Annotated in this window: 14 protein-coding genes; 5 read left to right on the top strand and 9 right to left on the bottom strand. The window is 61.3% G+C overall.

What is annotated here, in order from left to right:
- Positions 1 to 70 precede the first annotated feature (70 nt).
- The 5 genes from NKH22_RS09115 to NKH22_RS09095 all read left to right on the top strand — a co-directional run bounded on the left by NKH22_RS09115 (position 71) and on the right by NKH22_RS09095 (position 5,911).
- Positions 71 to 1,273: an MFS transporter gene (locus NKH22_RS09115; RefSeq protein WP_023691454.1), complete on the top strand. Its 1,203-nt coding sequence runs from the start codon at positions 71 to 73 to the stop codon at positions 1,271 to 1,273.
- Positions 1,274 to 1,572: 299 nt separating this feature from the next.
- The gene (locus tag NKH22_RS09110) at positions 1,573 to 2,400 is read left to right on the top strand and encodes a transporter substrate-binding domain-containing protein (protein WP_023691453.1); all 828 of its coding nucleotides are present in this window, start codon (positions 1,573 to 1,575) and stop codon (positions 2,398 to 2,400) included.
- A gap of 144 nt (positions 2,401 to 2,544) precedes the next feature.
- Complete coding sequence (locus NKH22_RS09105; RefSeq protein WP_023691452.1) at positions 2,545 to 3,825, top strand: NAD(P)/FAD-dependent oxidoreductase; 1,281 nt, start codon at positions 2,545 to 2,547, stop codon at positions 3,823 to 3,825.
- Between the two features lie 19 nt (positions 3,826 to 3,844).
- Positions 3,845 to 4,816, top strand: a complete 972-nt coding sequence (locus NKH22_RS09100; RefSeq protein WP_023687785.1) for an amino acid ABC transporter permease — start codon at positions 3,845 to 3,847, stop codon at positions 4,814 to 4,816.
- A gap of 531 nt (positions 4,817 to 5,347) precedes the next feature.
- Positions 5,348 to 5,911 (top strand): sigma-70 family RNA polymerase sigma factor, encoded by a 564-nt coding sequence (locus tag NKH22_RS09095; protein WP_023667968.1) that lies wholly within the window; start codon positions 5,348 to 5,350, stop codon positions 5,909 to 5,911.
- On the opposite strand, the gene NKH22_RS09090 is transcribed toward NKH22_RS09095, so the two are convergent.
- From NKH22_RS09090 to NKH22_RS09050, 9 genes are all read right to left on the bottom strand, one after another.
- Positions 5,912 to 6,088 carry a hypothetical protein gene (locus NKH22_RS09090; RefSeq protein ID WP_023821896.1) on the bottom strand — a complete coding sequence of 59 codons (177 nt, stop codon included), beginning with the start codon at positions 6,086 to 6,088 and terminating at the stop codon, positions 5,912 to 5,914.
- 142 nt (positions 6,089 to 6,230) lie between these two features.
- A complete protein-coding gene (locus tag NKH22_RS09085; protein WP_023681089.1) occupies positions 6,231 to 6,449 on the bottom strand; it encodes a hypothetical protein in 219 nt (72 codons plus the stop codon).
- 73 nt (positions 6,450 to 6,522) lie between these two features.
- Entirely contained in the window at positions 6,523 to 7,425 is a 903-nt protein-coding gene (locus tag NKH22_RS09080; protein WP_352909399.1) for a class I SAM-dependent methyltransferase, read from the bottom strand.
- Between the two features lie 4 nt (positions 7,426 to 7,429).
- Complete coding sequence (locus NKH22_RS09075) at positions 7,430 to 8,407, bottom strand: GNAT family N-acetyltransferase (RefSeq protein ID WP_245260259.1); 978 nt, start codon at positions 8,405 to 8,407, stop codon at positions 7,430 to 7,432.
- A gap of 8 nt (positions 8,408 to 8,415) precedes the next feature.
- The gene (locus tag NKH22_RS09070) at positions 8,416 to 9,543 is read right to left on the bottom strand and encodes a glycosyltransferase (RefSeq protein WP_373420135.1); all 1,128 of its coding nucleotides are present in this window, start codon (positions 9,541 to 9,543) and stop codon (positions 8,416 to 8,418) included.
- A gap of 36 nt (positions 9,544 to 9,579) precedes the next feature.
- Positions 9,580 to 10,512, bottom strand: coding sequence for a glycoside hydrolase 5 family protein (locus NKH22_RS09065; RefSeq protein ID WP_023681092.1), 933 nt, complete (start codon positions 10,510 to 10,512; stop codon positions 9,580 to 9,582).
- Positions 10,505 to 11,266, bottom strand: coding sequence for a TIGR04290 family methyltransferase (locus tag NKH22_RS09060; RefSeq protein ID WP_023687791.1), 762 nt, complete (start codon positions 11,264 to 11,266; stop codon positions 10,505 to 10,507). Before NKH22_RS09060 ends, NKH22_RS09065 begins: the two co-directional genes overlap by 8 nt.
- Before the next feature lie 3 nt (positions 11,267 to 11,269).
- Complete coding sequence (locus NKH22_RS09055) at positions 11,270 to 12,073, bottom strand: sugar phosphate nucleotidyltransferase (RefSeq protein WP_023725532.1); 804 nt, start codon at positions 12,071 to 12,073, stop codon at positions 11,270 to 11,272.
- Positions 12,073 to 13,173, bottom strand: a complete 1,101-nt coding sequence (locus NKH22_RS09050) for a CgeB family protein (RefSeq protein WP_023714676.1) — start codon at positions 13,171 to 13,173, stop codon at positions 12,073 to 12,075. Before NKH22_RS09050 ends, NKH22_RS09055 begins: the two co-directional genes overlap by 1 nt.
- Between the last annotated feature and the right edge of the window lie 14 nt (positions 13,174 to 13,187).

Below are 13,187 nucleotides of genomic sequence, written 5' to 3'. Positions count from 1 at the left end.
CCCGATCCGTCTCTCTAACGTTTGCCCGAAACGTTGGCGTCGAGTGCCTTCTCGCGGGCTGGAGGTGATCATGTCTCTGACCAAAGCAGCCCTTCGGGAGAAACAGGGAGCCACTTTTCGCATGTGGCTCTCCGTGCTCACTGTATCGCTGGGTATTTTTTCGATGATCACTGCGGAGCAACTCCCTGTGGGGCTGATTCCGGCAATTTCTTCCGAGTTGAATGTCTCTATTGGGAGTGGCGGTCTCACGGTGACGATACCCGGCGTAATTGCGGCGTTCGCTTCTATCGGTTTGCCGTTGGCAGTGGGGAGGCTCGACCGGCGTATTCTGATGGCGGGCCTGCTCGCGGTAATGGCTGCAGCGAGCGTGATTTCAGCGCTCGCAACGAACTTTCCCGTTCTTCTCGCGTCCAGGCTGCTCGTCGGGATCACCATCGGTGGCTTTTGGGCGATAGCCGGGAGCATCGCAGTACGCCTTGTTCCTGGACCGTCCGTGCCGCGCGCCATGACTATTGTCTTCGGCGGTGTAAGTGCCGCTGCGGTGCTGGGCGTGCCGGCCGGCACGATCATCGGTGATCTAGTCGGCTGGCGCGGCGCGTTCTGGTCTCTCGCCGGCCTGAGCTTTGCCACACTGCTCGCCGCCCTGCTTGTGCTTCCGAAGCTGGAGGCGGCGCAGCCTGTGGAGGTGAAAGCCCTGCGTGCGCAATTGCGCAATCCCGCCCTTCTGGCGGGCGTGGTTGCGACCGCACTGCTGGTGGCTGCCCACTACGGTGCCTACACCTTCGTGAGCCCGGTGTTGCTGGAGGTCTCGGGCGTCACTGCAGGGAGCATAGGCTGGCTACTGTTGGGGTATGGCATTCTCGGAATGATTGGCAACGCCGTCGCAGGCGTCTGGGCCGCAAAATCCGTCGGTCGCACATTGGCCTGCGTCGTCATTGGGCTCGGGGCCACGCTGGCTCTTTTCCCGTTGCTCGGGGTCACGCCGCTCACAGGAACCATCCTGCTGCTGGTGTGGGGCTTCGCGTATGGCGCGGCGCCCATTACGCTGCAGACGTGGGTGCTGAGTGCAGCATCAGAAAGCGCGGAGACCGCGACGGCCATCTACTGCTTCACTTTCAATCTTGCCATCTCCGTGGGTACCCTAGCGACCAGTCAGATCGTCGACACGATGGGCGTGAACAGGGTCCTCTGGGTCGATTCCGCCATTATCCTGCTGGTGCTGCTGCCGGTGTGCCGCGCACCCATGCTTAACCGGAACATCGGAAACTCGTAGACAGCAAGGCATCCTGTGCCGCCCATCTGGCAATGATGTGATAGGTTGAAGTAGATCTTCGTTTCCTCTGTCTTGAAAGTCACGCGCGTCACATCAAACGCGGGTTCCGCCGCACCGTGCGGATGCCGATGCTTTGCGCCCCCGGAGGACAACTGGCTATTTGAAAAAGGACTTGATCCCCTCGTCGATATGTGTGCTGATATGAGATCGATCTCATGCCGCGCTCTCAATTGCTGTTTCTCTACGGGAGCGCGCTCTGGGAAGCATATGTCTGAATGACGATGAAGAGGGAGGTTCAAGTGAGGAAATTGATCGCGTGGCTGGCCTTGGCCACTACCACGCTCGCGTTCGCGTCTGCGGCCTCGGCGGGTGAAACCATCAACCGGGTTACCTCGAAGAAGGCAATGGTGGTCGCCACAAACAGCGGTTGGCCGCCGCAGAGTTTCCTGGACGACAGCAATCAGTTGGTCGGCTTCGACATAGACGTCTCGAAAGAGATCGCAAGGCGCCTCGGTGTCGAGGTCAGTTTCGATACGCCGGACTGGGCGACGATGACGGGCGGCCATTGGCAGGGACGTTACGATCTGGGTGTCGGCTCGGTGACGCCGACCAAAGCGCGGGCCAAGGTGATCGATTTCGAAGGCATCTATTATTATAGCCCCTACGTCTACGTGGTTCACAAGGACAGCCCGGCCAAATCGGTCGCCGACCTGAACGGCAAGATCATCGGCGTCGAGACCGCCACCACGTCGGAGGATTTCATCCGTAGACAACTCGAGATCGATGCTCCCGGCCTGCCGCCCATCGAATACAAGCTGGAGCCCGGTGAGATCAGGACTTTCGCTGACTCAATGCTGCCGTTCGACGATTTGAGGCTCGGCGACGGCGTGCGCCTCAACGCGGTCATCGCACCAGAACAGACGGCTCAGAACGCGATAAAGAACGGCTACCCGTTGCGTGTCCTGGAAGGCGGCTATGCCTTCCGTGAGCCACTGGTGGTGATCGCGGAAAAAGGTGATGCCGAGTGGAATGCCAAGATCGGCGGCATTCTCGACGAGATGAAGAAGGACGGTACCCTCGCGAAACTGACCACCAAGTGGTACGGCAAGGATTACAGCTCTGACTGAGAGGCATCGTGGATAAAGCTTGAGCGGGGTGCATTCAATTGAACATCCCGCTCCATCTGTTTTGTTTCAGCCGCATTTCCACGACACCGGGCGGCTCCGCCTGCCTGCAAAATGCTCTAGTGCCGCCACCTTATTGTATTGATCATGACATGTCCTGACACCTATTACCGACGCACGCTTGCCGACAACACCATCAGGCCGCCGCTGAGCGGCGTTTCCGAGTGCGAGACAGTCGTTGTCGGCGGCGGACTGGCCGGCCTGACGACGGCGTTGCAACTGGCTCGCGCCGGCCAGCAGGTCGTCGTGCTTGAGGCGCAGCGGATAGGATTCGGCGCTTCCGGTCGCAATGGCGGCTTCGTCAATCCCGGTTTCGCCACCGGCACCGACAACATCGCCGCGATGGCCGGCGTCGACGCGGCACAAAAACTGCACCGCCTGTCCATCGAAGGCGTCGACTTCGTGCGGCAGACGATCCGCGATCTCGACATCAAGGCGGCAGAGCCGCGCTCCGGTATATTGAGCGTGCTTCGCCACGATGGTGGCGCCGCGCTCAAGGCATATGCCGAGCAACTGGCGCGGGATTTCGACTATCGGCTCGACTATCTCGATCGCGACCAGGTGCGAGCGGTGCTGCATTCGGATCGCTACCACCAAGGCCTGCGCGATCCCAGCGCCTTCCACATGCATCCGCTTAACTATCTGCGCGCCGTTGCTGGCGAGATCGAGCGGCTGGGCGGCAGGATATACGAGAGAACGGCTGCCGTTGAAGCCAACCTTGACGGCGCCGAAAAGATCTTGCGTACCGACAGCGGCGAAGTGCGCGCCCGCCAGGCCGTAGTTGCCACCGGCGGATATACGGGGCCACTGGTCAGTCGGCTGCAGCGGGCATTCCTGCCGATCGCCACCTACGTTATGGTGAGCGAGGAGGCGCCTGACCTCATCGCCAAGGCGATTACGACGACCGACGCCGTCGGCGATAACCGTCGCGCAGGCGATTATTACCGTGTTGTCGAAGACGGCAGGCGGCTGCTCTGGGGAGGGCGCATCACCACCCGGGCAGCCTCATCGGGCGTGTTGGGGAGGCAATTGCGCCGTGAGATGGTCACCACTTATCCGCAGCTCGAACACCTCAAGACCGAACTCGCCTGGTCCGGGCTCATGTCTTATGCCCGGCACATGATGCCCCAAATAGGCCCGTTGCAGCCGGGCGTCTGGTACCTCACGGCTTTTGGTGGCCATGGCATCAACACCACGGCGATCGCCGGCAAGTTGATCGCCGAAGCCATACTGGGACAATCGGACCGCTACCGGCTGTTCACACCCTTCGGCCTTGCCTGGGCGGGCGGCCCGGCTGGACTTGCGGTTGCGCAACTCACCTACTGGAAGCTGCAGGCGCAGGATTGGTGGCGCGAGCGGGCCCGCTGACCGCAGGGAGATCGAAGACGTGATCGGCCGACTATTGCTCAACCACCCGGACGCGGCGCGCCGCGTTGGCGTGTTCTTCGTGCTCGCCGCCATCGCCGCCGGCCTGTATGGGCTCGGCATCAAAGCCAGTTGGCTCGGCAAGCTCGTTCCGGGGTCGGTCGAGTGGCTCGCCGCCAACCCGGACGTCGGGCGGGCGGTCTCGGCGGTGCTGATCGCATTGATCTTGGTGGCGAACTGGAACGCGCTGCGGTATCTCAGCCGCAAACAGCAGATTGTGGCAGTTTGGATAGAGCTGTTCGTGTTGCTAATGTTGTTTTTCTATTCCTTCGACCTGTCCTTCGCGTTCATCGCCAAGAAGATCGGCTTCCTTGTCTCGAAGGGTGTGGTGACGACCCTCTACATTTCGGCCATTTCGATCGCCATCGCCACCCTCATCGCCTTCGTTGGCGCCATCGCCAAACTTTCCCGCAACGGCGTGGTCTATGGCTTGGCGACCTTCTATACCTCTCTGTTTCGTGGCTTGCCGTTGTTGATGCAGATCTACATCATCTATCTCGGCCTGCCGCAGATTGGCTACGTGATCGGCGCCGTGCCGGCCGGCATCATGGCGCTGTCGCTCTGCTACGGCGCGTACATGACCGAGATCTTCCGCGCCGGCATCGAAAGCATCTCGCGCGGCCAGACCGAGGGTGCTACGGCACTCGGCCTTAGCGCTAACCAGACGATGTTCCTGGTGATCCTGCCGCAGGCGATGCGGGTCATCGTGCCGCCAACCGGCAACCAGTTCATTGCGATGCTGAAGGATTCTTCGCTGGTCTCGGTGGTCGGGGTCTGGGAGATCATGTATCTCGCACGCACGCAGGGCCAGACCGAGTTCCGCCACATCGAGATGCTCATCACCGCCTCGATGATCTATTGGCTGCTCTCGATGGGGCTCGAGTTCCTGCAGTCGCGGATCGAGGACCGGTTTGGGCGCTCACTCAAGCGCTGATCGTCATCCGTGATCTTCGCCAAAGCGAGTTGCACAGCACCGCAACAGCCAGCTTCGGAGAGCAGCTGCAGATTGTACGCGAAAGCACGCCGTTCGGCGACGTCGTCAAGGGTGAATGCTTAGCCCGATCGGAGGGCAGAATAGAGCAAGTGCTGGACGAGCACGTTCGTTGGCCGGCCTCCCGGCAACTACGACCGATTGCTGGACGCTATGTATCAATGGTAGCCGAGTTCGCCACGTGGTTCGCTAGGCAGTGGTTTGCGCGTTGCCAGCCGCACGACTCGGTCCATGCCCTGCACAGCCAAACGCACCGGCGAGGCTTCCCGGGAATGAAGCTCGGCATGGTGTTTCGTTCCCTTGAAGTGGGCGTGTTTGGGGGAAGACCGTAGTCGGCGCGTTCGCGCCCGATGGAATTTTCGAAGAGTTGTTTCCAACGGCGGGAACGAACCAAACTTCCATGCATTTAGCTCTGGCTTCGTTCATTCACTCTTTCTTCTGGGAGCTGGACCATTGTCATCCGGAGGCTATCTCTTGGCCGACCAACAAACCAATGACGTTTCCATCGTTGATCTGATACCTGCCCTGCGGGCTTTCGCGCGCACCTTCTGCCGCGTTCCAGACGATGCCGACGATCTGGTGCAGGAAACGTTGACCAAAGGGCTCGCCAACATCGACAAGTTCGAACCTGGTACACGCATGAAGTCGTGGCTCTTCACCATCATGCGCAACACCTACTACACCCGGATCAAGATCGCTGCACGGGAAGCGCCAGGCCTTCTCGACTGCGCGTCTTCGAGACCGATTTCGGAAGCTACCCAGGAATGGACCGTTCAGAGCAAGGAAGTTCACGGCGCCATCCAAAAGCTGCCCGAACACCAGCGCGAGGTGCTGATGCTGATCGGCGTTTTGGGAGTGGGCTACGAGGAAACGGCCGAAATATGCGGGTGTGCGGTAGGGACGGTCAAGAGCCGGCTGAACCGTGCCCGCGCCAACATCCTTGAGCTACTCGGGGAGAGCTCTCTGCAGACATTGATAGAGAGACGAAATCAGCTGTCGGATGGTCAGCTCGATATAGAGGTCGACAGCCGCAGATAATCAGCTCTTCACGTCTCGCCGACGCTTCTCGACGAGAGCGTTTTGCAATTGGATCGCCAGCTTGGATAGGCGGTCTGGTATCTTTTCCTGCTCTATGGCGGCCAGGAGGGAAGTAATCTCCCGATCCACTGCCATCTCGACAAGCAGATCCGTGGTATCGTCGCTCGAATGAGACATCACGTTCTCTTGATAGCATCCCTAGATCCAAGTCTGGTGATGAGCGCTCGGCACTACAAGGCGTTGTCGACCGCCGGGAGGCTCACCGGCGGCCCTTGCACAGATTTTCCTCCGTGCCGCGGCAAGACGCGGCGCGGTGGCGTCAGTCCTTCAGCAACCGGTTTGCGGCGTGATCCTGAAATTGATCGGACTTGATTCGATTGCCGTCCAGCCCGCGCTCTCGGCCATGCTGCTTCCTGTCGCGGTTGGACAAAACCGCGTTTTCCTCGATCTTGTCCTTGTCCAAGGTGGTCATTGCGCCGGCGCCGGCACCTTTGCCTTGGCTGCCTTGGCCGAAATGCTTTTTGCCGCCGGATGCCATGATCTCCTCCTTCGAATCCAGGACACTGATCGGTGCCGACGCCCGAACCGGCATCGCGCTGTAATGTTCCGTCTCACCCAGCAAGCAGGAAGGCGTCGCCATCCCATGACCGAAACGGCTTCTCGCCGTCGATGACGACCCGCAATTGGTGAGCTTGCGCAAGACGGCCGATGTCGGCCCGGTCCAAAGAAAGCGATCCGCGATAAGAATAGTTCAGCAATGCGAGCCGGCCCGGCCGTTTGAGAACGCGCGCAATTTCATCGAAAAGCCGCTCAGCCATGCCGGCCAGGACCAGGTAGGGAAAGCTGTCGACCGCCAACACGCAATCGAAACTGTCGTCGTCGAAGTCGGCCAGATCGAGACCGGAGGTTTGGCGCAGTTCGACATTGCCGAGCGCTGCGCATTGCTCGGAGGCGATAGAGATCATCCGCGATGATATGTCGATGCCGACCATCCGCTTGAAGGAATTGGACAGCGCGCGCTCGAAACGTCCGATGCCGCAACCGATGTCGAGAATGTCTCGTTCAATTCCGGTGAATTCTCGCGCCTCGAGCCATTCAACGATTTCATCGGTCATGGTTGTCAGCCGCTCGTCATCGCCAAGGGATCCTAACTGGACACTTGCGGCTGTCGAAATTGCTGCCGCGGCATCAAAACTCGAGGCCAGCCGCGTGACGACGGCGATATCCGTCTCGCCGTTACCGCGCTCATGCCGAACGGCGCCGCCTGTCGCTCGCAAAGTGGCAAGGACGCCCGGTTTGTGGCGCAGCAGTCCAGCGACCTTTCGCAGTCTTTCAGCATCGCCGGTATTCGCCGGACGGACTTTCAGCACGACCTCCGCCAATTCCGCCGCTTCAATTGTGGGCGGCAGGTGAAGCGCCAGCCTGACGAGAACAGCTTCGGCGCAGGCACCATCGGCCACACAACCTTCGACCGCCCGTCTGACCGATGTCCGGCGCTGCGCGTGCACACTCATGACATCAACTCCGCGTCCAGATCCTCCGCATCGTCCACCTGTCGACGGCGCCCCAGCCATATTTGTAGGCTTCCTGGCCGCGCAGGAAGTCGAACTCGCGCGCATCCTCGCGGATCGACTCCGCGATCGCGTGGCCGATCAGGATCGCACCTGGGCTCTCCTCGGCATAAGCAGGATCGAGGCCGCCGAGATAGGCATAGGCGCGGCCGCGGTGGTGAAATCCGTAATAGGCGGCGACAGTCGTGCCATCGATCGCGAGCAACCAGCATCGGACCAGACCGTGAGCATCGAGCAAGGGAAGTGAAAGCCCATGGAAGTGCTGCACGGCGGGGTCGGCCAATACACCACCTCCATGTCCAACCCAGCGTGCATGGTGCAGGCGGATCAATTGGTTCAGGAAGTTCTGATCGCCCCGGGCTGACGCCAACGCGAGCCGGCCGCGTCTGGACGCCGCTTGACGCGCCCGGCGCAACTGGCGCCTGCGCCGAGCGGGAACGCAGCCGGCCAACGTTTCGTCGCCGGCAACAGCAAGCACGGGGCAGGCTGCATGAATTGCCGGCCTCTCGACCGTTAAACCGGGATGCGCGATCGTAAGACCGGCACTGTTTTGCGGCAGATCAGACAAGATCCATTGTGACCACCCGACCGAGCAGATCGTTTCGGCAATGGTGGCGACAACCGCCGCCTCGATATCCTGGACAGCCAGGATGTCCAGATAATCACTGAGCGAAATGCCGACCGGAAGCAGCTTCGAACCGGCCGTTCCATGCTCGAGATAGAGTGGCGCCAGCCCGACCAGATCGCCGCCACGCCAGACCGCGACTGTCGCCAGTTCACCGGGTGCGAATGCGCGCCACCATGGCACCAGCCAGGCGGGGGATTGGAACGGCGTCGCAGAGGAACTCTGCTCCCACAGTTTCCACCAGTGCGGTGTCAAGGCATCGAATTTTACGGGGTCATCGATGATTTCGCTGCGCAACACTGCTTTTCTCACGGTGCCGCAGCGAAGCGCCGGCAATCTGTGCCAAGTTGTGCCAGCGCCTGATAGGCAGCCATATACGACGAGATCATCCGTTCCAGCGAAAACCGCCGTCGCGCCTCCACCCGGCACGCCTCGGCGTCCAGGCTGGGCGCCGCAAGAATGGCTTGGGCCATTTCGTCGACTGTGTTGACGAGAAAGCCCGTCCTGCCGTGCTCGATGACATCCGCAAGCGCGCCATTCGGGAATGCGACCACCGGGGTACCGCAGGCGAGGGCCTCCATGGCGACAAGCGAGCTTGTCTCGGCGGCGAGGCTCGGAATGACCAGACAGCGGGCTGCGTTGAGAAAGCGCCTCTTGGCGTTAAAACCGAGCGGGCCCAGGAAGCGGCGGCGAGCATCAAGACGGGATTGGACCTCGTCGCGAAAGTAGCGCGTATGTGTTTCGTAGGGGTAGACCTTGCCGCCGATGATCAGGGGCACGCCCGCCTGTTTGGCCGCGTCCAGGGCCAGGTGAATGCCCTTTTCCGGGCAGACTCGGCTGAGAACCAGGGCAAAGTCTCGCTTCGGCTGCACCAGGCTCAGTGCTTCGATGTCAACGCCGTTGGGAATCGGCGCCACCAGTCTGGCCCCTGGTGGCGCCGTTTGCTGCTGGGTGGGCGAGACCGCATGGAGCCACAGGTCGTCGCGCGTCGGTCGCAGAGCCTCGGCCGGATACCAGTCCAAGGGCAGGTGGAGGCTCACCAGGGTCGGACCATCGTCGGGCAGATAGGCATGAAAATCGATGCCGTGCAGATGAACCACATCGATCGGCCATCGGGCGCGGGCAGCGGCGATCGCTTTGCGATGAGCCTGCTGCGCGCGGCTCTTCGCCGCCTCGTCGAGCACGCCGTTTTCAGCCGGTATTTCCACAAGGGTACCGCTCGCGCTGGAGCCGCGGCAGCCAATGACGATAGAGCGGTGGCCGGCGCGAACCAGCCCCCGATCGAGAATCGACAGAACCTGTTCGGCACCGCCGACAGCATCGGGTCCGACGGGTGCGAGAGGGTAGGCGACATTGAGGATAGTGAGCGCCGCGGCTGGTTGCGCCTCGGTCCCGTATGCCGCACCACCTGTCGATGATGCCGCTAATTCGTCCAATGTGTCAGGCGTCTGATGCATGGCAGCATGACACTTTCACGCTGCCGAGGCCCGCCGCGTCGGGAGCGAAGCGGACGTCATGCCGGGCGCATAGCGGCGGATCATGGTTGCGCAGAATTCCGCGAACTCCTCCGGCACCAGTGGCGGGCTGGTGTGGTGGGGCATCATTCCCCGATGCTGCGGTGTAAAGCAAAAGGTGACCGTCACGTCGAAATCGGCGAGTGCCTCCATCTGCCGGTCGAACCAGTCCAGCGCGTTCGGCCGGAAGCTGTCTGCCCAGGAAAGCCCCGTGCGCATATTGGTGACGCCCAGCCGCTTCATCCAGGCGACGGCATCGTCCAGCCGGGGGTCCTCGAAATGAAACCACTGCACCAGCCCCATTGCGGGCGAGTAGCGCAGGAACTCCTCCAGCGCTGGTTTTGGCGTGCCGTCCTGGCGCAGCAGCCCCATGTGGAAATGTCGATAGTAAGAAGAGCCCTCCGCCTCGCGATGCCGCGTCGTTGCTTCCCATTCGCGCGGAAGATCGTAGAGGCTGTACCACTGGATGCGTGGTGCGTTGCCAATCAGCAACTCAGCGGTGCGCTTGAGCCCCCAAACCTGGATTTCTTCCGCGCCGAAGGTTGATACGCCGACTTCGCTGACCCAGATGGGAAGGTTGGTGACGGTCGCGATCTCGCCGATCTTCTGTGGCCATTCGTGGATCTGCCACAGGTTCCAGTCGAGCGGAAAGCCGTGCACGGCGACGGCATCGACATGGTCCAGCACGCCGAATTCCTTCATGCGGGTGATAAAGCCCGGATCTATCGGCGAGATGCCACCGAGTACTTTCGTCAAAGACGGGTTCTCCGACGCGATTGCGTCAGCCGACAAGATCGCCATCCTGGCAAAGCGGCTCCAATCGGGATCGAGCTCTGGGTCCCAATGCGATTTGTTGTTGGGCTCGTTCCAGATCATGGCGGCTTCAATCATGGAGCTGTCCTTTCGAGGGGTAGATGGCGCCGCCGCCGGCCGGGTCCCCGGCTGCGCGGCAGAAATAGACCTCCTGCTCGGGGTGCAGAACGATCTCGAAACCGGCGCTGCGCAGCATCGCTTCGGTGCAGGCGCGGTTTGGAATCCACCAGTTGGTGGGATCGTCGGCATAGCGGTGCTCGATAAAATGCAGCTTGGGAAACTGCGGCTGGTCGAACAGGTCATGCGTCCAGAAATGATAGTTTTCTTCCAACTCGGGCAGATCCGCGCTGCCGCGCTGCATGGACTGGAAGATCATCAGGTCACGGGCGACATGTTCGCGGATCAGGTCGAGCGCGAGCAAGGGGTGGCGCAAATGGTAAAGCACCCCCATGAACAGCACGACATCGAACGTCTCGCGCAGCGAACCGACGTCGTAGACCGAAAGCTTCTGGAATTCGATCTCGCAATCGGCAACCTCGGCCGCAAAGCGAGCTTGGGCCAGATAGGCGTCATCGAAATCGATGCCGAGGACACGGTCAGCACCTCGCCGTTTCATCTCGATGGAGTAAAATCCTGCATTGCAGCCGATATCGAGTACCGCCTTGCCCGTCAGATCAGCGGGAATGGCATTGGCAAATTTGCGCCATTTGATCAGCGGGTAGTTGCCCAGAAAATGGTTGGGAGCGGTTTCGACGCCGGCAAGTTCCATGTTGTGGAACCATGGGCCGAGCGCATCGATGCGGCGGCGGATTTCGGCATGGGAATGCAGCATGGCTCAGGCTCCTTCGCCAGGAACGACGGGTACATGCGACTGCGCGCCGGGCATGATCATGGTGGGCCGGCGGTGCGCGGATGGGGCGTCGTTTTCAAGCAACCGCAGAGCTGTTCGATAGCCGTTGAAAGTGCCGACATCGACATAGTCCGACCCAGCCCTGACACCAAAAGCTGTACCGCCGGCCGCAATATAGGCGTTGACCAAAGTGCCGATATATTCGTCACTGCGCTCGCGCTCACGCCAGAGTGCCGCAAGCTGATGCAGGATATGGCCCGGCATCTTGAACGCACCCCAAACCCAGTTCGTGGCGGCATCTTGTCGTTTGACCTGGATTTCGATCACGCGCTCGTGGACGTCGGTGACGACGGCGTCGAAGAATTCCGGCTGATCCACCGGGAAAAGCAGAAATGAGAGCTGATCGTCGGGCAAATGGCGGAAACCGTCCTCGGGAAACCAGATCGTATCGGGAAGGCCGACCAGGACGACCTCGTCGGGCGCGACGAGGGGCGCCGCCCGGAAGATCGCATCGCACAGACCGACGGGGTTCGGCTGCACCACGAAGAGAGCCGCCGCGTCACCGTAGCCGGCGGCGTAGTATTCAAGGATGTCGGATTTGCCCGATCCGATGATGAAGCAAATCTTGTCGACGCCGGCCTGCACCATGCGCCGTACCAGATACTCGCTCACGGCGCAGGGACGCTCGGTCTGTCCATCGATCCGGCTACCGACCGGCAGCAGCTCTTTCGAGAAGCCGAGCGGCTGAATGCGGCTGCCGCGCCCGGCAGCGGGTACGATGCCCAACATCAGACCGCTTCCCTCATCGGTTCGCCGGGAGATCTTTGAAAGGCATCGTTCAGGATGCGATCCAGTTCCGCCGCGCGCCGTGCGGAAGTGTGTTCGCCCAAGACCCGGTCGCGGGCACGCCTTCGAATGCCGTCGAGCTCGCGCTCCGGCAATCGCAATGCGGCGACCACATCATCGGTGTCATGCGCCAACAAGATTTCGCGGCCGGGTTCGAAAAATTCGGCCAGGCCCGGCCATGCATCGGTGACGATGGCAGCCCCACACGCGGCCGCTTCGAAGAGCCGTCCCGACGGGCACCAGCCCTTTTGCGCCATCGCCTCCCGGGTGACGTTCAATGTAAGGCGAGATGATGAGAAGAAAGCCGGATGATCGGCGGGCGGAAGATGCCTGACAAAGAAGATATTGTCGCTCCATGGGAATTCCTGCGGATATTGCGCGCCGCCAATGATGAAGCGGTGGTCAGGCAGGCGCGCGGCCGGGCGGACCAGCAGCTTTTCGACGCCGGCCTGGCGATCCGCCGCGTAGGTTCCGAGATAGGACAGATCACCGGCGAATTCCGCCCGCTTCTCTGCCGGCCGGTGTTGGTCGGGATCGACATGCCCATAGAGCGGCACCACGTGACGCGCGCCCAAAACCGACTTAAGCGCCTCGATCGCAGAGCCGCCGGTGTAACTCAAAACGAGGTCGAAATCGGCGAGACCCTCAGGTCCGAAATAGGGCGGACGCTCGCCTTGCTCGATGCGGGCAAGCGTGACCGGAGTGTCGAGATCGTAGAAGACACGCAATCCGCGACCTGTCTGCTGCGCCAGCCGCGAGGCCTCCACGGCGTCGGCACAGTAGGAGGTGACGACGACGACATCCGCTTGCTTCATTGCCCGCTCCGCAACGCGACGGATGTCCTCCCAGTCCGGATAAATGACGACGTTGCCGCCATCGAGCCGATCGAGATCACGCGTCCCGGCATAGTAGGGGGTATCGCGTTCGAAGAAGGTGATGGACCATCCCAGCCGACCCAGGGCGCGGATCAGTCCCCGCCAGAGCGTGGCATGGCCGTTGCCCCATGATGATGTAACGGTGAGACCGAAAATGACCATCTGCATCCGGAAAGTCCTCG

This window comes from Mesorhizobium sp. M1252, from assembly GCF_040318265.1.
In the GTDB taxonomy this organism is placed as follows: Bacteria; Pseudomonadota; Alphaproteobacteria; order Rhizobiales; family Rhizobiaceae; genus Mesorhizobium.
The sequence above is the reverse complement of the archived record's forward strand: the minus strand, read 5'-3'. Positions and strand labels throughout refer to the sequence as shown.